Source organism: Acidobacteriota bacterium (assembly GCA_030949985.1).
In the GTDB taxonomy this organism is placed as follows: domain Bacteria; phylum Acidobacteriota; class Polarisedimenticolia; order J045; family J045; genus JALTMS01.
The window spans coordinates 1-26,266 of record JAUZRX010000064.1; the positions used below are offsets into that span (position 1 = coordinate 1).

Genomic DNA, 26,266 nt, shown 5'->3' on the forward strand with positions numbered 1-26,266 from the left:
GCGTGTACTTCCGGATGCTCCTGATTGGGTACTTCGAGCGGCTTGATTCGGAGCGTGGCATTTGCTGGCGCTGTGCCGATTCCCTCTCGTTGCGCAGCTTTCTGGGGCTTGGCCTGGACGAGTCGATCCCCGATCATTCTTCGCTTTCCAGGATTCGCACTCGTCTTTCTCTGGAGGTCCACGATGCGGTGTTTCGTTGGGTCCTTGGCGTTCTGGGAGCGCACGGCCTGATCGACGGCAAGACCCTCGGTGTCGATGCGACGACGCTGGAAGCGAATGCAGCGCTTCGAAGCATCGTGCGTCGGGACACGGGCGAGACCTACGAAGAATATCTGAAGGATCTTGCCCGTGAGAGTGGAATCGGCACCCCGACGCGCTCAGATCTTGCGAAACTGGACAGGAAGCGTCCGAAGAAGGGTTCCAACAAGGAGTGGGTCAATCCGCATGACCCGGATGCCGAGATCATGAAGATGAAGAATGGCGCCACGCATCTTTCGCACAAAGCAGAGCATGCAGTGGACATGAGCGGCGCTGGCGCGGTGTTGTCGGTGACGTTGCACGGCGGAGCAAAAGGTGACACGAAGAGCTTGCCCGACACGCTCGAAGCCGCGCAGTCGAACCTTCATGAGCTTTCCGATGATCCCGAGACCCAAGACGAAATCCATGAGAAGCAGGTCGAAAAGTCGTGGCAGACAAGGGCTGCCACGGAAACGAACGTTGTGCGCGCTGATCGACGAGGGTTACCGGGCCTACATTTCCGAGCCCGACCGAGGCACTCGAAAGTGGATCGGCAAGAAGGACGCCCAAGCCGCGACGTATGCGAATCGAAGACAGGTTCGTGGTGATCGAGGAAAACGACTCTTACGCAAACGGGGTGAGCTGCTCGAGCGGCCATTGGCTCACTATCTCGAAGCAGGGGCATGCGGCGAACGCACCTACGCCACCATGGGAATATCCTCAAACGGTTACTCGTGCATATCGCCGGCTTCAATCCGGGAATCCTGATGCGCGATCTCCTCGGTACGGGGACGCCAAAGGAGTACGCGGAGGGGGCGCGAAGCCTCATCGGAGCTTTTTCGCGCATTTTCGGCTATCTGTTCGCCTGTTTCACCCCTGGCCAACGCGCGCGGAGCACCTTTTTCACAGGGCGGTCAGTCGAAGACAACAACCCGGGCCGTGAATCACGGAATCCGAAGTTTGGCTCTCGGGCGAGAATTCTCGCTTTTTCAACGGGCTGCTAGGGTCGCGACCCCGCGAGGCCGTCAGCGGGTTCTGGGTGCCAGGGCGAGAATCCGCAGGGGCTTGTCGTGGAAGGCGTCGGCCTCCTGGGCCAGCAGGGCGAGATCGACGTTCTGGTGGCAACTGCGACAGGCGAATGCCATGTTGACCGCACCCTGGTCGCCGGCATCGAGTCTCACGAAGCCGCCCTCTTCGGTGAACATCTGCGCGTCCGCATCCGGATCGATGCGGAACAGGTGCGAGCGCACGCCACCCTTGTCCGCACCGAGGGCCTCGGCCGACTTGGCTGCAAAGGGCATGTGTAAGGCCCGGCCAGACAAACTACTCCCGCCCCATCAACCCGTCACGCGCCTTGCCCGGGAGTGCGCCGGGAGCCGGCTTCAGGGGACCGAGCCGGCCAGCAGCCGATCGAGGCGATTGGCGAAGGCCTGCCGGTCAGCCTGAGAAAGGGCGGGAGGGCCGCCGGTGTCGACGCCGGAGCCCCGCAGATCGTCCATGAAGTCCCGCAGGGCCAGCCGCTGGCGCACATTCTCTTCGGTATAGAGTTCGCCCCGCGGGGAGAGGGCCAGGCAGCCCTTGTCGACGACCTCGGCGGCCAGGGGAATGTCGGCCGTGATCACCAGGTCGCCGGCCCGGGCCTGCTGGACGATGAAACCGTCAGCCACGTCGAAACCCGCCGGCACCTGCTCGGAGCGGATGAAAGGTGAGACGGGAACGCGCAGGCGCCGATTGGCCACCAGGACCAGCGGCAGGCCCACGCGCTCCGCGGCGCGGTAGAGGATCTCCTTGATCACCTTCGGGCAGGCATCCGCGTCGACCCAGATCTTCCCCGGCTTCATCAGGCCCCCTGCGGGACGGTCGCGACCGCGCCCCGACGCGCCATTGTGAAGCGGCGCCGGAGGCTACGCCATCTTGCTCTGGGCCATGCCGAGGACCTTCAGGCAGTGGGGACAGAAGTAGACCGCTGAACGGGGGAAGAAGAACCACCCCACTCCAGTAGCCTTGTAGTAGACCTCGGTGATGGGCTTCTCGCAGTGGGGGCAGAGGGGGTCGAGGTCCTTGCGGGTGGTGACGGTCAGGGTCGCCTCACTCATGGTCGCTCTCCTTGGTGCCGGTGGGAGGGCCGGCTCGGGCCCGTTCCCGGAACCCGGATGCCGCATCAGCCTTACGGCCGCCGGCGCACTTTGTTCCGCAGCGGAGGCGATCTTCCGGAGAGGCCTCCCGTATCATCGGCTCCCATGACCGTGCCTCCCTCCCCTTCCACCGTTACCGCGACCCGCCTGCGCCGCTTCGCCTGGGTCGGCGTCTTCGCCCTGGCGTCGGGAATCCCCTTCGGCGTGTTCAAGGACCTGGTGCCGGTGTGGCTTCGCTCAGAGGGCGTTCCGGTGGAGGCCATCGGCGCGCTGGGAGCCCTGGCCATGCCCTGGAGCCTGAAAGTGCTCTGGGCCCCACTGGTGGACCGGGTGGGCGGCCGCCGGACCTGGATCGCCGGCAGCCTGGCCCTGGCGGCCGCCGCCCTGGGAGCGATGGCCCTGGTACCACCGGAGGCGGCCACGGTGCTGGCCTGCTTTCTGGGCGGCTTCACCGTGGTGGCCGCCACCGCCGACGTCGCCATCGACGCCTATGCCATCGGCATCCTCGAAAAAGGCGAGGAGGGCTACGCCAACGCCCTGCGGGTCGCCGGCTGGCGGGGGGGGGTGCTGCTCGCGGGAGGGCTGCTGGTGGTCTTCGCCTCGCGCTGGGGCTGGCCGGTGGCCATCGCCCTGGGAGCCGGCACGCTGTTCGCTCTCGGCCTGGCGGCCCCCCTGGCACCGCGACTGGAGATCGACCGCTCCGGCGCCAGGGAGCCCCTTTTCCGCGGCCTGGCCCGCTGGGCGGCCCGGCCGGGCGCGGCGTCTCTCGCCGCCCTGGTGCTCTTCTACAAGTGGCCGGACGCCGCCCTCGGGCCGATGGTGCGCACCTTCTGGGTCGACGGAGGACTCTCTCTTTCCCAGATCGGCGCCCTGGCCGTACCGGTGACCATCGTCGCCACCATCGGCGGCGCCTGGGTGGGGGGCTGGTTCGTGGCGCGATGGGGCCTTCTGGCCGGCCTTTTCTGGCTGGGCCTGGCCCAGGCCTGCTCCAACCTGGCCTACGCCGGGGCGGACCTGGCCGGCGGCGGGCGGGACGTGGTGCTCGCCGCCGCCACGGTGGAGAACTTCTGCGGCGGCCTGGGCACCGCCGCCTTTTTCGCCCTGCTGATGCGAGTCTGCGAGAAGGAACGCGCGGCGGTGGAGTACGCTCTGCTCTCGGCCCTGTTCGCCTCGACCCGCGACCTGACCGGCGCCGTCAGCGGCTTCGGCGTCGCCGCCTTCGGCTACGCGGGCTGGTTCGCCGCCACCGCCTTCCTCGCGCTGCCGGGCCTGGCGCTGGTCTTCTCCCGCGCCCTGGCCCGCCGCGTCGACGAGCCGCCCCTCTGGGGGCGAAGCGACCGGTGAACGGCGGCACTGTACCTCGTTCTGCTGCCGGGCGGTCACCGGTCTCCGTGAAACGCAAGCCGCGCGGGTGACGGAAAGCCGCCCGCGGGCGCTGGGATCGGGATCTCGTCTGGAGATGGTAGCGGGGGGGGGATTTGAACCCCCGACCTTTGGGTTATGAGCCCAACGAGCTACCGGACTGCTCCACCCCGCGTCACCGTTCGGACTGAAAGGCGCGTTCCGGCGTCGCGCCGACCGGGATACTAGCCAAGGGCACGAGGGTTGTCAACAAAACAGCAATGAATGGCGGGCCCCCGGCGGCCCGCCGATCCAGTCCGAAGGGCTGTTAGCCCGGGGGGGGAGCCACAGCGGAGCCGGGGGCGGCAGGAGCCGGAACCAGGGGGTCGTCGCTGCCGACCACCAGCACGGTCTCACCGGGTCGCTGATAGTCCAGTTCCAGCCGAATGGCCCGCTCGAGGACGAAGTCGTCATGGGCCAGGCCTTCCACCTCGGCGGCCAGTGCCCGGTTGATGGCGGCCTCCCGGGCCACCCGCTCTTTGAGAACATCGAGCCGCTGGCGGCGGCGGCGCTGGGTGAGAATGCCCTCGTCGCCGAAAAGGGCGTAGGTCCAGGAAAGCACGATCAGCACCAGCAAGCCCCATCGCAGGGCCGAGCGGGCCGCCGGTGAAGGCGTGGTCTCTGTGCGGGGCGCGTGGCTCACGAGCCTCGCCCCCTGCCCGCTCCTGCCTTCCGGGACCTGTCAGGACGATCCAATCGTGCTTCTCCCACAACCTCGACCGTAACGATCAGAAGGGAAAGCGCCCGGCGAAACGCGCCCCGTCGGCCAGGTCCTCTTCGATGCGCATCAGCTGGTTGTACTTCGCCGTCCGCTCTCCCCGACTCGGAGCGCCGGTCTTGATCTGCCCCGCACCCACCGCCACGGCCAGGTCGGCGATGAAGGTGTCTTCGGTCTCCCCCGAGCGATGGCTGATCACCGTACCGAAGGAGGCCGCCTTGGCCATGGAGATCGCGTCGAAGGTCTCGCTGACGGTGCCGATCTGGTTGAGCTTGATCAGGATCGCGTTGGAGATACCCTTCTCGATACCTTCCCTCAGGATCTCCGGATTGGTGACGAAGATGTCGTCGCCCACGAGCTGACAGCGATCTCCCAGGGCGTCGGTGAGCATCTTCCACCCCTCCCAGTCGGACTCGTCGAGACCATCTTCGATGGAGACGATCATCGGGTAGTCGTCGAGCAGCTTGCCGTAGTATTTCACCAGGCCTTCGGCACCGAGGGTCAGCCCCTCCCCCGCCAGGTGGTAGCCCTCGTCGGTCTTGAACTCGCTGGCCGCGCAGTCCAGGGCCAGGGCCACGTCCTCCGCAGGCCTGTAGCCGGCCTTCTCGATCGCCTCGAGAATCAGATCCAGCGCTTCCTTGTTGGCCTTGAGATCGGGCGCGAAGCCGCCCTCGTCACCCACGCCCGTGCTCAGGCCCCGCTCCCGCAGCACCTTCTTGAGGGTGTGGAAGGTCTCCGCCGCGCAGCGAATCGCCTCCGAGAACGCGTCGAAGCCCACGGGTACGATCATGAACTCCTGGATGTCCACGTTGTTGTCCGCGTGGGCCCCGCCGTTGATGATATTGAGCTGGGGAGTCGGCAGCAGCCGCGCCCCGGCGCCGCCCAGGTAGCGGTAGAGCGGCAGGCCCGCCAGACCCGCCGCCGCCCGGGCGGTGGCCATGCTCACACCGAGAATGGCGTTGGCGCCGAGGTTGCGCTTGCTGGGGGTGCCGTCCCGGTCATTGAGGGTCTGGTCGATCAGGCGCTGGTCGGTGGGGTCGAGTCCCTCGATGGCCGGCCCGAGCACCTCGTTGACGTGACGCACCGCCGTCTGGACCCCCTTGCCGCCGTAGCGGGCCGGTTCACCGTCGCGCAGCTCGAGGGCCTCGCGGCTGCCGGTACTGGCACCCGAAGGCACCGCTGCCCGGCCGATGATCTCGTCCTCCACCGCCACTTCCACTTCGACGGTGGGATTGCCCCGGGAATCGAGAATCTCACGAGCGTAGACGGCAGTGATCTCTGGCATGGGTCCCTCCTCAGTGCCCGACGCGTAGCGCCCCAGGCAACGGCCGACCGGGGTGGGGTCAGGCGCTTCTCTTAGTCTAGTATTTTCAACAGGCCCGCGTCAGGGCCCACGGGAGGTTTTCCCGATGACTGCCCCCAAGACCCGTGACGAAGAGCTGATCGTCGTCTTTTGCACCGTGCCCGACGCCGCCCAGGGCCGCGCGCTGGGCCGCATGCTGGTCGAGCGCCGCCTGGCCGCCTGCGTCAACGTGATCGACGGCCTGACCTCGATCTACCGCTGGCAGGACGCGATCCACGAAGACCCCGAGTCTCTGCTGGTGATCAAGACGCGCCGCGCGGCCTTCGCCGAACTGGCCGAAGCCCTGGTCGCCGCCCACCCCTACCAGGTGCCGGAGGTGGTCGCGCTCCCGGCCGCCGCGGTCCACGTTCCCTACCTGCACTGGGCTCTCGAGCAAACCCGGCCGTCCACCCCCGAACAGGGATCCTGATGCATCCGCGCGTTCATCACGTGGGGATCGTCGCCGCCACCACGCGCCGCGCCCTGCCCGCCCTGCGCCAGCGCCTGGAAGGGGTGGAAGTCATCCTTCACGCGGGAGGCCTGGGGCCCGCCGACGTGATCGAAGCCCTGGGGGCCCTCGCGCCCCTGCGGGCCGTGGTCGACCAACAGGACTACCTGCTCTGGGGCGACCGGTTCCCCGAAATCGACACTCTTACCGTGGGACCGGCGCGCATCCTCCTGACCCACCTGGCGGGCCGGCCGCCGGAGTGGCTGCCCCCCGTCCGTACGCGAATCGCCGCCGATCCTCCGGATGTGATCGTCCATGGCCAGGGAGACCGGGCCGCCGCCGAGTGGATCGGGGGCATCCTCTACGTCACTCCGGGGCCGGCCGACCCCGGCCCCGGCCCCTTGCCCGCGACGGCCGTTCGCCTGGACATCGAATCCCGGGCCCGGATCACCGCCCACGTGCTGGATCTCTCTCCCTCCGCCCCGCCCCTCCCTCCTCCTGCGCCCCGCCCCGGCTCAGGATCGGCCCTATATTGACCGGGTGAGATCGCGACGCCCCGGCTCGATGCGGTGCCTCGGCCGGCCCCTGCTGGCCGCCGGTCTCGCCCTCGCACTGGCCGCCGCCCCTGCCCGCGGCCAGTCCTGCGACGGCAGCCAGGTGATACGCAGGCTGGAAATCTCCACCCTGCCGGTTTTCAACCCCGCGGAAACCGGCAAGGACCGCAAAATCTTCCACCTGATCAATCGCCTGCACGCCCCGATGCAGACCCGCCACCGCACGATCCGCTCCCTGCTCACCCTCCGTGTGGGCGATCCCTGCCGGCCGGAGGACCTGGAGGAAGCCGAGCGTGAACTCCGGGCGCTGAGTTTCGTCCAGGACGCCTGGGTCGAGGCGATTGGCGAAGAGGACGGCGGTGTCGTGGTCCGGGTGCGCGTCCAGGACGCCTGGTCCACGAGACCGGGCTTTTCCATCAAGAGCGAGGGCGGCAAAACCACCACCCGCTTCCACCTCACCGAGGTCAACCTCCTGGGCACCGGCGCACGCCTGGAGTGGTCGGGCCGTCGCGACCAGGACCGCCGGGAACGCACACTCCGCTATCTCGACCCCTCGCTCAAGGGAACCCACTGGCAAGCCGAAATCATCAACTCCGACAACTCCGATGGCCGGCGGCGCCTGCTCGCCCTGCGCCGCCCCTTCTGGAAGCTCGACGAGAAGTGGGCCTTGAGCCTCGAGGGAGGCGATGAAACCCGCGAAGACAAGGTCTACGCACAGGGAGCCGCCATCGATCGCTGGCGGGTGGACGCCCGCACCGCGAGCCTGGGCTATGCACGCTCTCCTCGCGGCCTCGAAGCGCAGGGCCGCCTGTTCCGCTGGGGCGTGGAAATAGTTGCCGACCGCCAGCGGTGGACCCGCGCCACGGCCCGTCCGGCTTTCCGTCCGGAGTGGCGCCCCTACGACCGCGACCTGCTGCTGGTCGGGGGCTCACTGCGCTGGCAGCGCATCGACTTCCGCCGCACCTGGCACCTGGAAACCGCGCGACGCGTGGAAGACCTGGACCTGAGCCTGGACACGGGCCTGGCCCTGGCTGTCAGCGCCCCGGGCTCTCCGGACACCGGTGGCCGCCTGCGGGCCTGGTGGCGACGAGGCTTCGGCCTGTCCGACCGGGCCTTCCTGCAGATCGGGGGCAGCCACCAGGGCACCCGTCTGCGGGGTGGCTGGGTCAACGTGGTCACCTCGGCCCAGGTTCGGCTCTTCCGCCGCCTGACACCCCACCAGACGATCCTGGTCCACGCGGCCCTGGACCTGGGGGAAAACCTCGACGGCCCCTCCCGCTTCCTGCTGGGAGGCGAGACGGGGTTGCGGGGCTATCGCAGCCGGGCCTTCGACGGCAATCGCAGGCTGCTGATCGATCTGGAGCACCGCTTCTTCACCCCCTGGGAAGTGCTCGAGACCTTTCGGGTCGGTTTCGTGGGTTTCGTCGAGTTCGGGGCCGCCTGGGACGAGAGCGAGAGCCTGACCCTCGGCCGCGTCCACCCCGACGTGGGCTTCGGCCTGCGCCTGCAAGCGATTCCCTCCTCCCAGGCGACCACCCTGCACCTGGACCTGGCCCTGCCCCTGGATCCCAACGGCGAGCCCGGAGGAACCTCGCCGCGCTTCTCCTTCAGAACCGCGACCACCTTCTGAGCGGCGGCGGAGCCGCCCCCCCCCGAGTTGACAAAGGCGCCGGAAAGGCCTTAGGATTCGCTCCCTTCCCTGAATCATCCCCTTTTACCCAAGTTCAGGCCCCTGGCGAGATCCCTGTCGGGGGATTTCCTGCGGCAGAATCCTGATCGAGGATCCGATGGGTGACAAGGCTCGAGGCGGCTCGTCCGCGAAAGAGCACGAGAACACCTTCTCGATGAACCAGCTCGCACGCATGCGCGTCGACGAGGTGACCGCGCTCGCCGAAAAACTCCAACTCGAGGGCATTGCCGGCCTGCGCAAGCAGGAGTTGATCTGCCGCATTCTCCGGGCCCAGACCGACCGCAAGGGAACGATCTACACCGAGGGTGTCCTCGAAGTGCTGCCGGAGGGCTACGGTTTCCTCCGCTCTCCCGAGTACAACTACCTGCCGAGCCCCGACGACGTCTACGTCTCGCCGAGCCAAATCGGTCGTTTCTCGCTGATGACCGGCGATACGATCACCGGCCAGGTGCGCCCCCCCAAGCAGGACGAAAAATACTTCGCCCTGATCAAGCTCGATTCGGTGGGGGGCAGAGACCCGGAAAAATCCCGCGAGCGCATCCTCTTCGAGAACCTCACGCCACTGTACCCGATGGAGCAGATCCGCCTGGAGACCGGCCCCGAAAACCTCACGGGACGGGTGATGGACATGCTCACGCCCATCGGCAAGGGCCAGCGCGGCCTGATCGTCGCCGCTCCCCGCACCGGCAAGACCATGCTGCTGCAGAGCCTGGCCAACTCGATTCTCGTCAATCACCCGGAAACCTACCTCATCGTGCTGCTGATCGACGAGCGGCCCGAAGAGGTGACCGACATGAAACGCGAGGTGGCCGCCGAGGTGATCTCCTCGACCTTCGACGAGCCGGCCACGCGCCACGTCCAGGTGGCCGACATGGTGCTCGACCGGGCCAAGCGCCTGGTGGAGGCCGGTCGCGACGTGGTGATCCTCCTCGATTCGATCACCCGCATGGCCCGGGCTTACAACACCGTCCAGCCCTCTTCGGGCAAGGTGCTTTCCGGCGGTCTCGACGCCAACGCCCTCCAGCGCCCCAAGCGCTTTTTCGGTGCCGCCCGCAATCTCGAGAACGGCGGCTCGCTGACGATCATCGGCACGGCCCTGGTGGAGACCGGTTCGCGGATGGACGAAGTGATCTTCGAGGAGTTCAAGGGCACCGGCAACATGGAACTTCACCTGGATCGGCGGCTGGCCGACCGCCGGGTCTTCCCCGCCATCGACCCCACCCGCTCGGGCACCCGCAAGGAAGAACTGCTCCTCCCGCCGGACACCCTCAACGCCGTGTGGATTCTGCGTAAGGTGCTCAGCCAGATGAACGGCATGGAAGCGATGGAGTTGCTGCTCGACAAGCTCCGGGCCACGAGCAGCAACCAGGAGTTCATCGACATGATGCGGTCGGGAGGGTGATTGGCCTCCCCCTCCCCTCCCTGCTAGTATCCGCGCTGAAACGCCTACCGGGAGATTTGCCGTGAGCAAGCCCATCGAAGCAGCCCTGAAGAAGATCCCCAACCGCTTCCTGCTGACCACCGTGGTCGCCCGCCGCTGGGAAAGCATCGTGGCCGGCTCGCCGCCGCTGGTGGACTACGAGCCCGGCACGCCGCCGCTGAGGGTCGTCTTCAAGGAGATCCTGGAAGACAAGATCGAGCTCGATCACGAAGAGCGCCTGATCCTCCTCTCCGATCTTCCCCACGAAGAGGAAAGCAACGAAACCCTCTTCTCTTCGGCCTTCTCCCCCGACGCGGCCAACGTCAAAGAAATCATGGGTTCGGGCGACGGGGACTGACCTTACGCCCCGGAGCCCGCGACCATGGTTGCAGCGTGGCAAGACGACGAGGCGGCAAAGGCCGTCGAGCGCTGGGCTCCCCGCGGCGGTGAGGATCTCGCCACCCTGGTCTACGCCTCGCGGTTGATGGGCTCCGATCCGGCGCTGGTCTCCCACGGCGGCGGTAACACATCGATCAAGATCCGGCGGGACGATCTCTTCGGCGCTCCGACCGAGGTCCTGCTGATCAAGGCGTCGGGCCGGGACCTGGGCCAGATCGCGCCCGACGACTTCGTTCCCCTCGACCTCCAGCGGCTGCGCCGACTCTGCGCCCGTTCCGAGATGGACGCCGCCAAACTCGGGAAAGCCCTCCAGGCGGCGCGGATCGACCCCGAAGCCGGCTTCCCCTCCGTCGAGACGCTGCTCCACGCCAGCGTCGCGGTCCCGGTGGTGCTCCACGTTCACGCCGAAGCGGTGCTGGTGCTCGCCGACCAGGCCGCAGGGGGCGAGGCGCTGGCCCGGGCCCTGGGGGAGCACTTCGCGGTGATCGACTACGCCATGCCCGGGCTGCCCCTCGCCCGGCGGGTGGCCGCGACCCTGGAGGCCGATCCGGATCTCCGGGGCGTGGCCGTGCGGCATCACGGCCTGTTCGCGTGGGGCGCCACCGCCCGGGAGGCCTACGACCGCCTGATCGGAGCCGTAAAGGCCTGCCGCCAGGCGATCGACCCGGACCTCCGTCCTCCCGCCCAGGCGCTGGAGGGCGCCGCCGCGGCGGAAGCCGAGCAGGCCGCCGGCCGCCTCGCCCCCCGGCTGCGCGGGCTGCTGACCCGGGCCGCGGCACACGAAGGCCTGCCGATCCGCCCGGTCCTCGAATTCCGCAGCAGCCCGGCCCTCCTCGAAGGTCTCGACCGCCCGGGAGTCGGGGAGTTGTGCCGCCGGGGCCTGATGACCCCCGACCACGTCCTGCATACGGGACTGATTCCCCTGTTCCTGGCGGGGCCAGGCGACGACCTGCCCGCCGCCCTCGAGGCTTTCCGTAACGACTACGACGCCTACATCGGCCGCAACGGCGGTCAGGCCGGCCAGCCAGGCTACGATCCCCGGCCCCGGGTGGTCTTCGTACCCGGAGTGGGCCTGTTCGGCTGCGGGGCGAACCGACGGGAGGCGCGGGCCGCGGCGAGCCTGGCCGAACGCACCCTTTTCGCGCGCTTGGCGGCCGAGGCCATCGGCCGCTTCGACCCGACCCCCGAGTCGGAAGTCTACGCGCTGGAGTTCTGGCCCCTCGAGCAGGCCAAGCGAGGTCGCCGGCGCTCCCTCGAAGGCCGCGTCGCCCTGGTCACCGGCGCCGCCGGCGCCATCGGCGCCGGCATCGCGGCCGCCCTGGCCCGCCTGGGCGCCACGGTCTTCCTCGCCGACCGTCCCGGCGCGGAGGACGAACGACGCCTGGCCCGGGCGGTGGCGCGGGTCCGGCGGGAGGCCGGGGAGGACCAGGCCCTGGCCCTTCCCTTCGACGTCAGCGTTCCCGGCGATGTCGACCGCGCCCTGGGCCGAGCCGCCCTGGCCTGTGGAGGCGTCGATCTGCTGGTGCTCTCCCACGGCATGGCAGAAGTGGCCGGCATCGACAGCATCGATCCCCGGCGGCTGGAAACGGTCTTCAAGGTCAATGCCCTGGGCGCGTTTCACGTGCTTGGAGCCTACGTCCGCCAGGTGCGCGTCCAGGGTGCCGGCGGTGACGTGGTGCTGGTCTCCACCAAGAACGTACCGGATCCCGGGGCGAGTTTCTCGGCCTACTCGGCTTCCAAGGCCGCGGCCCACCAACTCGCCCGGGTCGCCGCCATCGAACTGGCTCCCGATGACATCCGGGTCAACCTGGTCAGTCCGGACGCGGTTTTCGGGGACCGCGAGATACCCTCCAAGTTGTGGCAGGAGGTGGGTCCCGGCCGCGCGCGATCCAAGGGCCTCGACCCGGCCCAGTTGCCCGAACACTACCGGCGCCGCAACCTGCTGGAGACTCCCGTCCGGGTCGAAGACGTGGCACGAGCCGTGCTCTTCTTCGCCAGGCGCCAGACGCCCACCACCGGCGCCGTGATCCCCGTCGACGGTGGCCTCCCCGGCGCCTTTCCCCGCTGACGCCCCGCGGGCGGAGCCGTTCCACAGTACAATCCCGCGATGCGTGTTCCGCTGCCTCCACTCTTGCGGCGCGATCGAAGGGAGACCGACCATGGACTGGGGTATGGCCAATCGACTCAACCGCATGATCGACCCCCGCACCGGGAAGATCGTGATGCTGGCCGTGGACCACGGCTACTTTCTCGGCCCCACCTCGGGGCTCGAGAACCTCGGCGAGACCATCGCTCCCCTGCTCGAACATGCCGACGCCCTGATGCTCACCCGTGGCGCCCTGCGCCACGGGGTCGACCCCGCCCGGCGGGTGCCGGTGATGCTGCGCATGTCCGGAGGCACCTCCATCGTCTCCAACGACAACGGCGCCAGCGCCCTGTCCAACGAGAGCCTGGCGGTTTCCATCGAAGACGCCCTGCGCCTCAACGCCTCGGGAATCACCGCCTCGATCTTCGTCGGCACCGAGCATGAGCGGCAGACCCTCGAGAACCTCACCAGCCTGATCGACGCCGGCCAACGCTACGGCCTGCCCGTCATGGCGGTCACCGCGGTGGGGCGCGACATGGTGCGCGACCTGCGCTACCTGGGCCTGTGTACCCGCATCGCCGCGGAACTCGGCGCCCACATGGTCAAGACCTACTACTGCGAGGGCTTCGAAAAACTGATCGAAGCCACCCCCGTACCGGTGGTGATCGCCGGCGGCAGGAAGATTCCCGAACGGGAAGCCCTGGAACTGGCCCATCGAGCCATCGCCGCGGGGGCTGCCGGGGTGGACATGGGACGCAACATTTTCCAGTCCCGGGCCCCGGTAGCGATGATCCGCGCCGTGCGGGCCATCGTGCACCAGGGAGCCACGGTGGACGACGCCTGGTCGCTGGTGGCCGGGGAACTGTCATGATGGGCCGCGGCCGGCTCACCCTGCGTCGATCTCTGCCCGCCAGGCCGGGCGCCCTGGTGGTGATGGAAGGCAGCGACCTGCCCGACCCCATCGCCCGTGAGGCGCGTCGCCAATTCGAGCGCAGCTCGGTGGCGGTGATCCCCAGCCTCGGACTGCATCCCGCCAACCTGCTGGTGGTCCTCAAACCACCCGCCGGTGACGCCCCTGAAGCGCTGACACGCGCCTGGGGCGCGGCAGGGCGCAAGCTGGTGGCCGAGGGCGTCACCCGGGCCACCGCCGTCGTCCCCGAGAACGCCGCGCCGGACAACGCCCGCCCCCTGGTGCTGGGCCTCGGCCGGGCCCTCTACCGTTTCGAACGGTACCAGGAAAACCCGAGCCCCCTGCCCAAGGTCGGCCTGGTCTCCCCTTCGCCGGCGTGGAGCCGCCAGGCACGGGCGGCCTTCGCCGTGCTCGAAGGGGTCCTGCTCACCCGGGACCTGGTCAACACTCCCGCCGAAGACATGGGCCCCGCGGAGCTGGAGGCCGCCGCCCGGGACGTGGCCCGGTCGACGGGGATGAAGATCCGCGTGCTGAGCGCCGCCCGCTGCCGGAAGATGGGTATGGGAGCCCTGACGGCGGTGGGCCGGGCCAGCACCCGGGAGCCGAGGATGATCGTCCTCGAACACCGGGGCCGACCGCGGGAGAGGGGCTTTTTCGCCTTCGCCGGCAAGGGCATCGTCTTCGACACGGGCGGCCTCGACCTCAAACCGCCCGCGGGCATGCTTTTGATGAAAAAGGACATGGGCGGCGCCGCCACGGTGCTGGGGGCGGCCCTGGCCCTCGGCGGCCTCAAGGTGCGCCACAATCTGCGCTTCTACCTGGCCGTGGCGGAGAACGCGGTGGCGGGCAACGCCATCCGCCCCGGTGACGTGATCACCGCCCTCGACGGTACCACCATCGAGATCGCCAATACGGACGCGGAGGGCCGCCTGGTCCTGGCCGACGCCATCGCCCTGGCCGTGCGGGAGGGGGCCCACCACGTGCTGGACGCCGCCACCCTGACCGGCGCGGCGATGATCGCCCTGGGCCGGATCCGGGTACCGATGATGGCCAACCGGGACGACTTCGCCGCCCGCCTCGAGGCCGCGGCGGACAGGGCGGGTGAACGGGTCTGGCGGCTGCCCATGGACCCGGAATACCGTGACCAGGTGCGCTCGAAGATCGCCGTGCTCAAAAACGTGGGCAAGGGCCGGGAAGCGGGAACCATCGCCGCCGGCGTCTTTCTCGAACACTTCGCCGCCGGACGCCCCTGGGCCCACCTGGACATCTCTCCCGCGAGTTGGAGCGACAGCGCTGGTGACCTGGGACCGGAGGGAGCGACGGGCACCATGGTGCCCACTCTCACTTCGCTGATCGAGGCCCTCTGATTCTCCTTCTCTCGAGGAGCAGTACGGTCTCCAGGTGGCGGGTCTGGGGAAAGAGGTCACAGGGCCGGATGCGGGTCGGCCGGTAGCCGCCCTCGATCAGGGCCGGCAGATCCCGGGCCAGGCCCGCCAGCGAGCAGGAGACCAACACCAGCCGGCCGGGAGCGGCCGCCAGGAGAGGCCCGAGGGCCGCCCCCAGCCCCGAGCGGGGCGGGTCCGCCACGATCGTCTCCACACGGCCTCCGTCAGCGAGAAAAGCCTCCGCCCGCCGGACCTGCCGGCGCCAGGATCCCGCCCCGGGAGCGGGAAGCCGATCGGCGGCGGCCACGGAGCGGGCATCGGCCTCCACCGACACCACGTCCGCACCGGCCGCGGCCAGTCGCCAGCCGAGAAAACCGCTGCCCGCGTAGAGCTCGACGATGCCCCCCCCCGCCCGCGCAGCACTGGCCTCCACGATCCATTGGGCCATCGCCTCGGCGGCCGCCAGGTGAGCCTGGACGAAGCCCCCCACCGCCGCCGCCACCGGTCCCCTTTCCGTACGACCCCACGCCCCGTCCGCCCCTTCCGGGCGCATTTTTCCCTGCACGTCCACGCCCGCAAAGCCGGCCTCCCCGATCAGCCGACGAGCCAGTGCGCGCCACCGGAATGGGGGCCGGTCCCGCGGATTGAGACGCGCGAGGGGGGCGCCGCCGCCGGGCAGGGCGATGATTTCCACACCGGTCAATCCCCTCTCGACCGGTTCCGCCCGTAGAACCTCCCGCAGGGCGCGATAAGCTCGATCCAGGTCGGGGGCCATCAGGGGACAGCGGGGCACATCGACCACCTGCCGGCTTCCCGGCCCGTGAAATCCGACCGTGCCCTCCGGTCCCACCTGCACCCGCACCCGGCAGCGATAGCCCAGGGCCGGGGGCACCCACAAATCATCCTCCACGAGGCTGCCGGTGACGCCCGCCTGGTCGAGCAGTCTCAGCAGGCGATGGCGGCGCCAGCGGCGCTGCGTCGCCTCGTCCATGTGCTGCCAATGGCAGCCTCCACAACGATCGGCCAGCCGACACGGCGGCGGGCGCCGTCCCGGGGCGGCCCGCACCACGCCTTGCAGATCGGCCCAGCCCGGATCCCCAGGGCGGAGTGCGATCTCGATCCGTTCTCCGGGAACTCCACCGCGCACCTTGAGAAGCGGCCCCTCCCGACCGGCGGCCCGCAGGGGGAACCAGCTCCCCTCACCGGGGGGCAGAACTTCCCAAGGACCGGAGTCCCGGCACCCCGGCGGGTTGGAGTCGGCGGGAATCAGGCCTGCTCTTCGAGCCACCGCTCGGCATCGATGGCCGCCATGCAACCCGTGCCGGCGGCGGTGACGGCCTGGCGATAGGTCCAGTCCTGCACGTCTCCGCAGGCGAAGACCCCCTCCACGGAGGTGTAGGTGGAATCCGGACGGGTGATGATGTAGCCGGAAGGGTTCAGCTCGAGCTGGCCCTGCAAGAGTTTCGTGTTCGGCACGTGGCCGATGGCGACGAAAACCGCCGCACAGGAAAGCTCGCGGGTCTCACCGCTCTTGACGTCCTTGAGACGGATACCGGTGACCTTGTCGTCGCCGAGAATCTCTTCCACGACCGCGTTCCACTCGAAGGAGAGCTTCTCGTTGGCGAAGGCTCTTTCCTGCATCGCCTTCGAGGCGCGCAGCTGGTCGCGCCGGTGGACCACCGTGACGCTCTTGCCGAAGCGGGTGAGGAAGGTCGCTTCCTCGATAGCCGTGTCCCCTCCCCCGACGACCACGATGTCTTCATCGCGGAAGAAAAAGCCGTCGCAGGTGGCACACATCGAGACCCCGTGGCCCAGCAAGCGTTGCTCGGAAGGCAGCCCCAGGTGCCGGGCGGAAGCTCCCGTGGAAATGATCAGGGCCTCGGTCTGCAGGGTGGGCTGGCCGTCGATCTCCAATTCGAACGGGCGCGTGCCCAGCCGCACCGCCGTCGCTTCGCCCTGGATGAAGCGGGTGCCGAAACGCTCGGCCTGCTTGCGGAAGCGGTCCATCATCTCCGGTCCCATCACACCATCGGGAAAGCCGGGATAGTTCTCCACGTCGGTGGTGATGGTCAACTGGCCACCGGGCTGCAGGCCCTCGACCAGCACCGGCTCGAGATTGGCGCGGGCGGCATAGATCGCCGCCGTCAGGCCCGCGGGCCCGGATCCGAGGATGACTACCTTGTGCACACCTTCCGCCACCTGGTTCACGGGTCGTTCCTCCTCGCGTTGTCGGTACGGTTCGGGGGAGAGGCGATCGTAGCCGCCCCCCGCGCCGGGGGCAACTCAGCCGCGGCGGCGCCCGCGGCGGGTCAGACGACGGGCCAGCGCCGCGAGATCGGCGGCTTCGATCTGGATCTCCACCTCGCCCGGTCCCCGCTCGTCCGAACGGTGCACCCAGGCATGGGCCACCCCCAGCCCTTCGGCGGGGAGCAGGTCCTCCATCGGCCGGGCGGAGACCTGCAAGACCCTGTCTTCGTCCACTTCCAACTCGTGGATCAGGGCCATCAGGTGATCCGGCTCGGGCAGGAAACAACCGACCCTGTCGGCACCCACCAGGTGCAGCGGACCGACGTCGAGACGCCGGGCCAACACCTCCAGCCGACGCTGATCGAGATTCGAGACCAGAGCCAGCCGGTAGGCGGGAGCCAGGGATGCGAGAGCAGGCACGACGTCGTCGAACAGGGGCCAGTCGGCCATCCGTGAAACGGCCGCCCGGGCCGTGCTCTCGTCGAGCTGCAGCCCCCTTTCACCGGCTGCGAGGCGCAGGGCCCGGACCAGCAGGACCTCCCAGGGAACGAAGGCCTCGAGTTCTTCGATCAGCGGGCCCATCCGGTCGAGAGCCGCACCGCCCAGGGCCCGGGCCGCGTCCGGGGCGAGTCCCTGGGCCTCGAGCCCCCGGGCCAGGCCGCTCCGGTCGTCGACCAGGGTGCCCAGCACCGCCAGAGAAATGACCCGGTTTTTCCGGCTCGCCACGATCCGCCTCCTGCCCCGGCCCAAAATACCGTTGCCCGATCGCCCGCGCGACCCCTGGCTTGGCCCCATGGACAGAGGTCGCCGGGCCCATGCCACCCCCAAGGCCGTCCCGGCGCGCCGAGATGAGGCGCCTCGAGCCCGCGACCGGGTCGAACAGCCTCTCTGCAGCGAGGCCACGGGCCCCGGGTTCAGCGGGTGCTGGACCGCCAGGCGCCTTGCGCGAAGGCCCCCGTCCACCGCCCCGGCACGACCTCTCCGTGACGCCCCTGGTCTTCGACCTGCCGGCGGCGCTCGGCGACGGTAGCCGCTACGGAGAAGGGCTCGACAGCGGCGACGTCACCGACCTGGAGATCGGCCATGTCATAACGCGACTGCAGGACGGGGGCGCGCTGACCTCGAAAATGGAGTCTGCGCCGGACTGAACTCCGGCCCCCGCCGGGCCGTCGTGATAACGTGCGCCCCATGAGCGGCAAGGCACGGTACCGGCTCGAGGATCCGGTGGAAGTCCTGCGCGGCATCGGACCGCGCTGGACGGCGGACCTGGCCCGGAAGGGCGTGCGGCGGGTCGCCGATCTGCTCGATCACCTGCCTTTCCGCTGGGAGGACCGGCGGCACCTGCGCCCCCTCTCCCAGGCGCGGGAAGGCCGCGAAATGACCACTTGGGGCGTGATCCGCGAGGTCAGTACCTCACGCACCAAGAATCGGGGACTGGAGATGTTCACCGTGCTGGTGGACGACTCCAGCGGATCGCTCCGCGTCGTCTTCTTCAACCGCAGCTACCTCGGAGAGATCTTGATCCCGGGCCGCCGCCTGCTGCTCCACGGCACCCCCCGCAGAATGCGTCGTGGCCTCGAACTCCACGGACCGGAATTCGAAGTGCTCCGGGAAGGCCAGCAGCCCGAAGCGTTGCTGGGCTGGATTCCCGTCTACGAGCGCCTTGGTCCGCTGACACCCCGGCGCCTGCGAGGAGTGATCACCGAGGCCCTCGATGGCCTCGAGCCGGTGGCCGACCCCCTGCCCGCGGAGTTGCTCGAGCGCCTGTCGCTGATCAGCCGGGACCTGGCCCTGCGCCAGGCTCATCGCCCTCCCCCCTCGACCCCGGCCGAACGGCTCGCGACCCGCCGCACGCCGGCCCACCGCCGACTGGCCTTCGACGAGTTCTTCTTCCTCGAACTCGGCCTGGCCATCAAGCGGCAACGACGGCGGGCCGAACGGCGCGTGGGCGGCTACACCATCTCGCCCCGGCTGCGCCGCAGGATGGCCGAGTGGTTGCCCTTCCGCCTGACCGACGCCCAGCAGCGGGTTCTGCAGGAGATCGGCGAAGACCTGCGAGCGGCCTGGCCGATGCACCGCCTGCTGCTGGGGGACGTGGGATCCGGCAAGACCGTCGTCGCGGCCCTGGCCATGGCCGTGGCGGTGGACAACGGCTTTCAGGCGGCCCTGATGGCACCGACGGAGATCCTCTGCCGCCAGCATGCTCGCAGCCTCGGCGATCTGCTGGCGCCGGCCGGAATCGAGGTGGAGATGCTCACCTCGAGCCTGCCGGCGGCCGAACAGCGACGCCTGCGCGAGCGCCTGGCGACGGGCTCGGCCAGGCTCACGGTCGGCACCCATGCGCTGATCTCCGAAAAAGTGGACTTCGCCCGTCTGGGTTTGGTGGTGATCGACGAGCAGCATCGCTTCGGTGTGGTCCAACGGGCCGACCTGGTGGCCAAGGGAGAACACCCCGACGTGCTGGTCATGTCGGCCACGCCGATTCCGCGCACCCTGTCGATGGTGCTCTACGGCGACCTGGATGTCTCGGTGATCGACGAGAAGCCGCCGGGGCGCCAGCCGATCCGCACCCTTCTGCGAACCGCCGCACAGCGCGAACAGGTGCTGGCGGGCCTCGGCCAGGCCCTTGCCCAGGGCCACCAGGTCTACGTGGTCCACCCGGCGGTGGAAGGCGCCTCCGGCCTGCGCGCCGCCGAAGACGGCCTCGAGGAATACCGCCGACGCTTTCCCGGCGTCGGGGTGGTGATGGTTCACGGCCGGATGGACGCCGCCGAGCGGGAAGCGGCCCTCGGGGCCTTCGCGGCAGGTCGGGCCGCGATTCTGGTGGCCACGACGATCATCGAGGTCGGCATCGACGTGGCCCGGGCTTCGGTGATCATCGTCGAAGACGCCGACCGCTTCGGCCTGGCCCAGCTCCATCAGCTCCGCGGAAGGGTTGGCCGGGGCCAGCAGCGATCCTACTGCGTGCTGCTGGCCTCGCCCCGGGCCGAAGGCAAGGCCCTCGAGCGGCTGGAGGTCCTGGTCACGACGGACGACGGCTTCGCCATCGCCGAAAAGGACCTCGAGTTCCGGGGGCCGGGCGAGTTGGCCGGCGCCGCCCAGACGGGTTTCCCGAGCTTCGCCGTCGCGGACCTGGTGCGGCACAAGGACCTGCTCCTCGATGCCCGGCGGGCGGCGTTCGAACTGGTGGAGTCGAAGCGTGGCGGCCTGACCCGCGCCCTGGTGGATGAAACCCTACGGCGCCATGGCCAGCGGCTGCGCCTGGCCGAGATCGGTTGAGCCGCCGGCGCCCCGTGGGCCGCAAACGCCGACAGGCCCCCGCCGACGCTTCCCCGTACCCATGAACGGCTAGCGCCTGTTGCGGCGACCGGGGCGACCGCTGCTACGGCCAAAACCGCCCTGGTCCATTCGGCCGGGAGGCTGCTGCCCGGGTTGCTGCCCGGTGCCCATTCCCGGCCCCTTGCCCTGGGGCAACCCGGGGATGGCGCGCCCGGCGACTTCCTTGCGGTAGTCCTCGAGGGTGTAGTACCAGCGGTCGTAGGTCTCCTCATCGCGCTTGAGGATGTTGTAGGCCCGCCCCTTGCTCTTGGAATGAACGCCGACGATGCCCTGGCCGGCCGCCAGGCCACCGGCGCCCGGACGGTTCCGGGGAGCACGGCTCTGCTCGCCCAGCTTGAAACTCGAGCCCAACCCGAGCTGGCTGGGGTCGCCGCCGGCCGAACAACTCGAAACCACCCTCCCCGCCCCACCGAGCTTGAGCAGACACCAATCCTCGAGAGTCGCCCCGGGCGTCATGGGATCCACGTAAGGATGCCGCAGGTAGAGCCCCAAGGTGGCGTGCACCTCGTTGAGGGCGTCCAAATCCACCGGCAGATGGCCGTTGGCTTCCTGGTAGCGGAGGATCGCAGCGGCGTACTGCTCCTGGATGAAGATCAGTTGCGCCTCGCGCTCCCGCTGGAGGATGACGGACCATTCCTGCACCGCGGCACTGGCGAGGATGCTGCCCACGGTGATCACCGTCACCAGGCCGAGGAGCAGGAAGCCGCGATCGTCCGCCAACAGGCGGAACCCCCAGCCTCGAGGCCCCTGTCCCTTGTCGCCGGCAGTCATCGACACCTCCTTCAGGGGGCCGGGTGACAGATCACGGTGGTCGTGTCCTGGTCGTTCTTCCGCGTCGGGCAGTCGTCGAGCGTGCCGATGTTCGGTGTGTTGCACTCCGGCGTCGATCCGTCACCGTTGTCGAAGACGGTCAGTGTCACCAGGGTACCGTTCTCATTGACCTCGAAGGGCCAATCGAACGTACAGGTATTGAAACGGGTTTCGTTGATCGTCTGGAAGGTCCAGCGGTAGGCCACCAGGCGACCGTCGGGATCGGTGGACGAGCAGCCATTGAGCCGCACCGTGCACTTTCCGCTCAACCCGGCGGTTCCCTCCAAGGCGGGCCCGGCATCAGCGACGGGAGGCAGGTTGGCGAAAATATCGTACTGATCGCTGGTGGTGTCCCTCAGGCCGTCGTTGTCTTCCACGGTCAGCCCCACGTCGAGATGCTGGGGGTTGGTGTAGGTCCGGATGATCGCCTGGTTGGTGGTCTCCACGACCTCCGGATTGTCCTTGGTGGGATCCGGGTTGTTGGAGAGGATGGTCCAGACATACTTGACGATCTCCCCGTCGAAATCCTCACTCGAAGCCCCGGAAAAGGTGACGCCGGTACCGATCCGTGCCGCGCCACTGGGATTGATCGAGATGCCCGCGGTCGGGGGTGCGAGATCGCCGATGCGCACGGTCACCTTGCCCTCGACCGAGCCGCTTTTGACCTTGACCTCGGCCTCCACATCGGAAGCCGCGAGAAACAGGGTATCGCGGGCTTCACCCCGCTGGTCGGTCTCGATCACGTCGCCACCACTGGCCATGCTCCCCGCGGTGGTGGAAAAACGCAGTCCCACTCCGGGCTGCAGGCGGCCGTTCTCGTCGAAGAGTACCGCTATCACCGTCGCCTGCCCCGTCTCACCGGGGCCCGCGCTGATCGTGGCCGGATTGGCCGTCACCTCGAGCACCCAGGTCGCCTTGGCGGTGGGCTCGGAGTCCTCGCAGCCGGTGGTCAGCAGGCCCACCAGGGCGAGTCCCAGGGCGAGGGATAGAGTCGAAAGACGCTTGTTCATGGTTCCAACCTTCCTTGTTAAAGGCCCGACGGGCGGAACCCGTCCTGCCGCAATGCCCTTGCCGTAATCGCGCTACAACTCGTCATAACTCAGCCCCTCCACCGTCTCTCCCGAGGCCCGGCTCCTGACATCCCAGATTCCCGGCGGCTGGGTCGGATCGAGGCTGGTCTCGCTGTCGGCCGGGATTTCTTCCCAATCCTCGGAGTTGGTGATCGGATCGAGAGGGATACGCCTGAGGTAGTTCTCGTCCACCAGGACCTGCAAATCACCGGGGTAGTACCCCTTGTCGGCGAAGTACTGGTCGATCGTCTGCCGAAGGATGAACAGATTCTCCTTGAGTACCGCCTCACGCGCCTTGCGCTGGGCGATCTGGTAACGCGGGAGGGCGACACCCACCAGCAGGGCGATGATCGCGATGACGACCATCAGCTCGATCAGCGTGAATCCCCGTTCCTTGCGCATGTTCACCTCCATGCCGATCCCGCGGCCTACCACGTCTTGTACTCGGTGCCGTCGAGCCCTTTACCTTCGGCAAGAGAGAAGACGTCGAAGACGTTGACCCCGTCCCAGGAATCGTCATCCGCGTCCTGCTTGTTCGAACGCTTGCCCCATTCGGCCTCGCCGGTCATCGGATCCCGCGGAATGCGGCGCAGAAACTTCACCTTGACCTCCTTGGCCAACCCCAGGTCGAGCCCCTCGACGAGGATCTCCAGTTCTTCCGGCCAGCCTTCCGCGGTGGCGTTTTCCTGCGCGCTGGGAACCGCCTTGACGGTGAAGTGGTAGGCGTCGATCGCCCGTCGCATTTCCCGCAGGTGTTGCCGCAGCTCCAGTTCCCGGGCCCGCCGCTCCATGGTGTGGGCCACCGGCAGAGCGATGCCGGCCATGATCGCCAGCAGAAAGGTGCAGCACACCAGCTCCACCAGGGTGAATCCGCCCTCCCGCAAAACTTTCTGCCGAAGGGCGTCGCTCATGGCGTGACCTCCACCGAGGTGCGGCGGAAGGATGCCGGCTGGGCCCGACTGTCGGGGGATCGCACGCTGGCGGCGGAGATCGTGAAGCCCGCCTCACCGGGAGCCAGCGCGATGAAGTTCAGGCGCACCAGCCCTCCGCTGCCGGAAGCTCCCACGTCACCGGCCCGTGCCGCGGAAACCACGATCAGCCCACCCTCGGCGCTCTCCACGGCCTGCAGGTCGACTCGCACCCCACCCTGCTGGAGAAAAGAGCCGGGCTCGGCTGGCGGTACGAAACGCAATACAGCGGGGTCGTAGCGCAACTGGAAGTTCACCTGTCCCACGTTCTCCGCGCCGCTGACCACCATTTCGACGCCGAAGGCCTCTCCGGCGGCGACCCGGGTCCGGTCGGCGGCCATCCTCACCTGGGCCACCGCCGGCCGCCGAGGCTGATCCTCGACCTCTTTCCGTGCCTCCGCCGTGGAGTCCGACTTGCCGCCCTCCAGGTCCACGTCGGGCTGATCGGCGTCGAACACGCCGTCGTCGGGCAGCGCCTCCGGCTCACTGCGCCGGCGCCGTTTACGGCGCGGAGCCGCCTCTTCGGCGCCCGCTTCGACCCGCCCGGACTCTTCCGCGTCCAGCTTGACCCGCGGGGCTCCCTCCTCGTACCCGGTGGGCTCCTCCCCGCTGAGCTCCTTTTCGATCTCGTCCCACGGACTCTTGCCCTCGAAGGGACTTTCGCCCAGGGCGTTACGCGCCACGCCACGCAATTGGAGACGTTCCTCGGTACCGACCCAGAGGGGTACCAGGTCGATCGGTTCGATATTCGGGACCCGAAGAATGTGGGGTGTCACCGCCATCACGATATCGGTGGTCTGGGAAGCGTCCTCGTTGGCCCCGAAAATCCTCCTCAGGAAGGGAATGTCCGACAGGCCGGGGATTCCCGACAGGGAAGAACGCTCGTCTTGCTTGATCAGGCCGGCGAGAAGGTTGGTCTCGCCGTCTTTGAGCCGAATCGTCGTCTCGATGGTCCGGGTGCCGATGATCGGCTGACTGACGCCGCCGGTACCTTCCACCGTTCCGGACAGGGAGGAGATCTCCAGCTTCAGCTCGAGAGTGATTTCCTTGTTGTGGTGCACCCGCGGCTTGACGTCGACGATGATCCCCACGTTCTGGTAGGTGAAAGAGGTGATCGGCACCACGTTACCGCCGATCGTCTGGCTGGTATTGAAAGTCGTCGCCGGAATCGGCACCCGGTCACCGATGGTGATCTTGCCGTCCTCTCCCTCGAGAATCCGCAACTGGGGTTTGGCGATCGATTTCGAATCCGAGTCGGTCTTGAGGAAGTTCAGCAACACGCTCGGCACCGGCCCCACCGCCCAGGCCGCCTTCGACTTCAGGGCATCCAGGGCGTTGAGGGTCAGCGATTCACTGCCGTCTCCGAAAACCAGTGAAAGACTCTTGGAACTCAGATCGAGACCGAGGCGTTGGAGCTTATTGCGATTGATCTCGAGCAATTCGAGGTCCACCACCACTTCGCCCTTGGCCTTGTCGTTGGCCTTGATCACCCGCTCGGCGATCTTGATCACCTCCGGAGTATCCTTGATCGTGATGGCGTTGAGGTCCTGGTTTTCGTGAATCCGCCGGGTTTCCAGCAGGGCCCGGACCAGGGTCTGTACCTGCTTGGTCTCGGCATTCGAAAGATAGAACGTCCGAATCACCTGGTCGGCATACTCGGCCCGCTTCTGCCGGGTATCGTCGGCGATCAGAATGGTGTGAGCATCGATGACCTTGTAGAAGTGCTTGTTCTGGAGCATCAGGATGTCCATCGCCTTCTCGAAGGTGACGTTGGACAGCTCCACGCCGACTTTCTTTTTCTTGTCCAGTTTCTCGTCGTAAATGAAGTTGATTCCAGAACTCTTCGACAATGTCTCATAGACCTCGCCGATGGTGGAATCCGGGAAATTCAGCACGATCGGAATATTCGACGCGGCATCCAGCTTGGGTGGACCGTAGTCCTTCGCCCGCTTGGCCGCCTCCCGCCTGGCGAGGTCGTACTCCGACGGACCACGGCGCCGACGCTCCTGCTCCGTCAGGGCCTTTTCGAGTTCCACCGCCGCATACTGGTTCGACGGGTCGAGGATCACGGTTTCCTGCAACTCATCGATAGCCAGCTCGAGCTGCCCATTGGCCAGGTAGCGCTTGGCCCGGTCGAAGTGGGCGGCCGAAGCGCGCAGCTTGGCCCGGGCCAGGGCCACCTTGTAGCGGGAGTTGCCGGGATCGAGAGCCCTGGCCTTGGCGTAAGCCAGCACGGCATGGTCCCACAGCTCCCGCTGAGCGGCCTCTTCGCCACGAGCGTAGGAGGCCCTCGCCGCACCGCCCGAGCAGGCCGAAAGAAGCCCCAACGCCAGGGCCATGAGCAGCCCTGCGAGAATGGGAAAGATAGTCTGACGTCGCGTTTTCATATTCACGGCCCTGGTTTCCCCTTGCATTGGAACTCGTTTTCAGCCGCGCCGCCCCTTGGACGCGGGGCCCTTGGGCAACACGAGCTTGACCGTCTTGGTCTTCTCGCGGAACTTTGGATCGGTATAGCCGATGGTCATCGAATCGATATCGATTTTCTTGACGACGAACTTGTTGTCGATGATTTCACCGACGCGCACGGTACGGATGTCGGCGCGCTTGATGTCCTTGGACGCTCCGGCACGGGTGAGAACCGCGAGAAATTCCATGGGTTCTGTGAAACGGCCGATGTAGGCCACGTACTGGTAGCGGAAATCCGGCGGCGGCGCGGCGCGGGGCGGGGCCGGCGGGCGGGGGTTGAGCGCAGCCTGCCGTTGACGCTGCTGGACCAGCTCTTTCTGCCGCTCTTGCTGCTTTTTGCGGGCGGCCTCCCGGGCGAGTTGTTGCAGCCTCCGCTCGCGCAGCACCTCCGGATTGGTCGAGTAGTCGAAGATGTTGCGTGACCCGGCGTAGTCGGCGGAAGTGGTCGGCCGGTCGACGAGTACCGGCGGCAAGTTGGCCAGGGCGTCGAGGCGCTCTCCGAGAGAGAGTTCTGCGGCACTCTTTTCAGCGCCGGCCTGGCGGGGAGCGAAAACTCCCGTCTTCCAGATGAAGAAAACCACGAGAAGCAGGAGGATCAGGAGAAGAACCTGCGGTCTGGAGGAGTTTGACTTCGCCATGAT

General features: G+C 68.0%; 26 protein-coding genes and 1 tRNA gene. 12 read left to right on the forward strand and 15 right to left on the reverse strand.

The window, feature by feature from the left end:
* The coding region (locus Q9Q40_13120; GenBank protein ID MDQ7008162.1) for a transposase at positions 1 to 845 on the forward strand (845 nt) is incomplete at its 5' end.
* A 417-nt stretch (positions 846 to 1,262) separates the two neighbouring features.
* Here the strand turns inward: Q9Q40_13120 and Q9Q40_13125 are convergent.
* From Q9Q40_13125 to Q9Q40_13135, 3 genes are all read right to left on the reverse strand, one after another.
* On the reverse strand, positions 1,263 to 1,538 hold the full coding sequence (locus tag Q9Q40_13125) for a hypothetical protein (protein MDQ7008163.1): 276 nt from the start codon (positions 1,536 to 1,538) through the stop codon (positions 1,263 to 1,265).
* An 81-nt stretch (positions 1,539 to 1,619) separates the two neighbouring features.
* Positions 1,620 to 2,078, reverse strand: a complete 459-nt coding sequence (locus Q9Q40_13130; protein ID MDQ7008164.1) for a YaiI/YqxD family protein — start codon at positions 2,076 to 2,078, stop codon at positions 1,620 to 1,622.
* A 63-nt stretch (positions 2,079 to 2,141) separates the two neighbouring features.
* Positions 2,142 to 2,333, reverse strand: coding sequence for a hypothetical protein (locus tag Q9Q40_13135; GenBank protein ID MDQ7008165.1), 192 nt, complete (start codon positions 2,331 to 2,333; stop codon positions 2,142 to 2,144).
* Positions 2,334 to 2,477: 144 nt separating this feature from the next.
* Between Q9Q40_13135 and Q9Q40_13140 the strand changes: the two genes are divergently transcribed.
* Positions 2,478 to 3,716, forward strand: coding sequence for a hypothetical protein (locus Q9Q40_13140; protein MDQ7008166.1), 1,239 nt, complete (start codon positions 2,478 to 2,480; stop codon positions 3,714 to 3,716).
* Between the two features lie 116 nt (positions 3,717 to 3,832).
* On the opposite strand, the gene Q9Q40_13145 is transcribed toward Q9Q40_13140, so the two are convergent.
* From Q9Q40_13145 to eno, 3 genes are all read right to left on the reverse strand, one after another.
* Positions 3,833 to 3,909, reverse strand: a tRNA-Met gene (locus tag Q9Q40_13145).
* Positions 3,910 to 4,041: 132 nt separating this feature from the next.
* On the reverse strand, positions 4,042 to 4,416 hold the full coding sequence (locus Q9Q40_13150) for a septum formation initiator family protein (GenBank protein MDQ7008167.1): 375 nt from the start codon (positions 4,414 to 4,416) through the stop codon (positions 4,042 to 4,044).
* Between the two features lie 85 nt (positions 4,417 to 4,501).
* Positions 4,502 to 5,776: a phosphopyruvate hydratase gene (gene eno / locus Q9Q40_13155; protein MDQ7008168.1), complete on the reverse strand. Its 1,275-nt coding sequence runs from the start codon at positions 5,774 to 5,776 to the stop codon at positions 4,502 to 4,504.
* A gap of 124 nt (positions 5,777 to 5,900) precedes the next feature.
* Here eno and cutA point away from each other — a divergent pair, with 124 nt between their 5' ends.
* From cutA to Q9Q40_13195, 8 genes are all read left to right on the forward strand, one after another.
* Complete coding sequence (cutA, locus tag Q9Q40_13160) at positions 5,901 to 6,263, forward strand: divalent-cation tolerance protein CutA (GenBank protein ID MDQ7008169.1); 363 nt, start codon at positions 5,901 to 5,903, stop codon at positions 6,261 to 6,263.
* Entirely contained in the window at positions 6,263 to 6,817 is a 555-nt protein-coding gene (locus tag Q9Q40_13165) for a metallophosphoesterase family protein (GenBank protein ID MDQ7008170.1), read from the forward strand. Before cutA ends, Q9Q40_13165 begins: the two co-directional genes overlap by 1 nt.
* 4 nt (positions 6,818 to 6,821) lie before the next feature.
* Positions 6,822 to 8,465 (forward strand): BamA/TamA family outer membrane protein, encoded by a 1,644-nt coding sequence (locus tag Q9Q40_13170; GenBank protein ID MDQ7008171.1) that lies wholly within the window; start codon positions 6,822 to 6,824, stop codon positions 8,463 to 8,465.
* Between the two features lie 214 nt (positions 8,466 to 8,679).
* A complete protein-coding gene (gene rho / locus Q9Q40_13175; GenBank protein ID MDQ7008172.1) occupies positions 8,680 to 9,927 on the forward strand; it encodes a transcription termination factor Rho in 1,248 nt (415 codons plus the stop codon).
* Between the two features lie 61 nt (positions 9,928 to 9,988).
* Positions 9,989 to 10,303, forward strand: coding sequence for a DNA-directed RNA polymerase subunit omega (locus Q9Q40_13180; GenBank protein ID MDQ7008173.1), 315 nt, complete (start codon positions 9,989 to 9,991; stop codon positions 10,301 to 10,303).
* A 24-nt stretch (positions 10,304 to 10,327) separates the two neighbouring features.
* On the forward strand, positions 10,328 to 12,412 hold the full coding sequence (locus tag Q9Q40_13185; GenBank protein ID MDQ7008174.1) for an SDR family NAD(P)-dependent oxidoreductase: 2,085 nt from the start codon (positions 10,328 to 10,330) through the stop codon (positions 12,410 to 12,412).
* A 43-nt stretch (positions 12,413 to 12,455) separates the two neighbouring features.
* Positions 12,456 to 13,301 (forward strand): 3-hydroxy-5-phosphonooxypentane-2,4-dione thiolase, encoded by an 846-nt coding sequence (gene lsrF, locus Q9Q40_13190; protein MDQ7008175.1) that lies wholly within the window; start codon positions 12,456 to 12,458, stop codon positions 13,299 to 13,301.
* The gene (locus Q9Q40_13195) at positions 13,298 to 14,707 is read left to right on the forward strand and encodes a leucyl aminopeptidase family protein (protein MDQ7008176.1); all 1,410 of its coding nucleotides are present in this window, start codon (positions 13,298 to 13,300) and stop codon (positions 14,705 to 14,707) included. Before lsrF ends, Q9Q40_13195 begins: the two co-directional genes overlap by 4 nt.
* On the opposite strand, the gene Q9Q40_13200 is transcribed toward Q9Q40_13195, so the two are convergent.
* The 3 genes from Q9Q40_13200 to Q9Q40_13210 form a co-directional block, all read right to left on the reverse strand.
* A complete protein-coding gene (locus Q9Q40_13200; protein MDQ7008177.1) occupies positions 14,682 to 16,013 on the reverse strand; it encodes a hypothetical protein in 1,332 nt (443 codons plus the stop codon). The two genes, Q9Q40_13195 and Q9Q40_13200, sit on opposite strands and share 26 nt — an antisense overlap.
* Positions 15,992 to 16,933 (reverse strand): thioredoxin-disulfide reductase, encoded by a 942-nt coding sequence (trxB, locus tag Q9Q40_13205; GenBank protein ID MDQ7008178.1) that lies wholly within the window; start codon positions 16,931 to 16,933, stop codon positions 15,992 to 15,994. The genes Q9Q40_13200 and trxB overlap by 22 nt, the downstream gene beginning before the upstream one ends.
* Before the next feature lie 75 nt (positions 16,934 to 17,008).
* Entirely contained in the window at positions 17,009 to 17,698 is a 690-nt protein-coding gene (locus Q9Q40_13210) for a hypothetical protein (protein ID MDQ7008179.1), read from the reverse strand.
* Positions 17,699 to 17,913: 215 nt separating this feature from the next.
* On the opposite strand from Q9Q40_13210, the gene Q9Q40_13215 reads away from it, so the two are divergent.
* Together Q9Q40_13215 and recG are read left to right on the forward strand one after the other, a co-directional pair.
* Entirely contained in the window at positions 17,914 to 18,120 is a 207-nt protein-coding gene (locus tag Q9Q40_13215; GenBank protein ID MDQ7008180.1) for a hypothetical protein, read from the forward strand.
* Between the two features lie 40 nt (positions 18,121 to 18,160).
* On the forward strand, positions 18,161 to 20,251 hold the full coding sequence (gene recG, locus Q9Q40_13220; GenBank protein MDQ7008181.1) for an ATP-dependent DNA helicase RecG: 2,091 nt from the start codon (positions 18,161 to 18,163) through the stop codon (positions 20,249 to 20,251).
* Between the two features lie 69 nt (positions 20,252 to 20,320).
* Here recG and Q9Q40_13225 read toward each other — a convergent pair whose 3' ends face one another.
* From Q9Q40_13225 to Q9Q40_13250, 6 genes are all read right to left on the reverse strand, one after another.
* Positions 20,321 to 21,082 carry a type II secretion system protein gene (locus Q9Q40_13225; GenBank protein MDQ7008182.1) on the reverse strand — a complete coding sequence of 254 codons (762 nt, stop codon included), beginning with the start codon at positions 21,080 to 21,082 and terminating at the stop codon, positions 20,321 to 20,323.
* A gap of 11 nt (positions 21,083 to 21,093) precedes the next feature.
* Positions 21,094 to 22,131, reverse strand: a complete 1,038-nt coding sequence (locus tag Q9Q40_13230; protein ID MDQ7008183.1) for a hypothetical protein — start codon at positions 22,129 to 22,131, stop codon at positions 21,094 to 21,096.
* Between the two features lie 72 nt (positions 22,132 to 22,203).
* On the reverse strand, positions 22,204 to 22,593 hold the full coding sequence (locus Q9Q40_13235; protein ID MDQ7008184.1) for a type II secretion system protein: 390 nt from the start codon (positions 22,591 to 22,593) through the stop codon (positions 22,204 to 22,206).
* Positions 22,594 to 22,619: 26 nt separating this feature from the next.
* The gene (locus Q9Q40_13240) at positions 22,620 to 23,102 is read right to left on the reverse strand and encodes a type II secretion system protein (protein MDQ7008185.1); all 483 of its coding nucleotides are present in this window, start codon (positions 23,100 to 23,102) and stop codon (positions 22,620 to 22,622) included.
* Positions 23,099 to 25,546 (reverse strand): cohesin domain-containing protein, encoded by a 2,448-nt coding sequence (locus Q9Q40_13245; protein ID MDQ7008186.1) that lies wholly within the window; start codon positions 25,544 to 25,546, stop codon positions 23,099 to 23,101. Before Q9Q40_13245 ends, Q9Q40_13240 begins: the two co-directional genes overlap by 4 nt.
* 39 nt (positions 25,547 to 25,585) lie before the next feature.
* On the reverse strand, positions 25,586 to 26,263 hold the full coding sequence (locus tag Q9Q40_13250; protein ID MDQ7008187.1) for a hypothetical protein: 678 nt from the start codon (positions 26,261 to 26,263) through the stop codon (positions 25,586 to 25,588).
* Positions 26,264 to 26,266 lie beyond the last annotated feature (3 nt).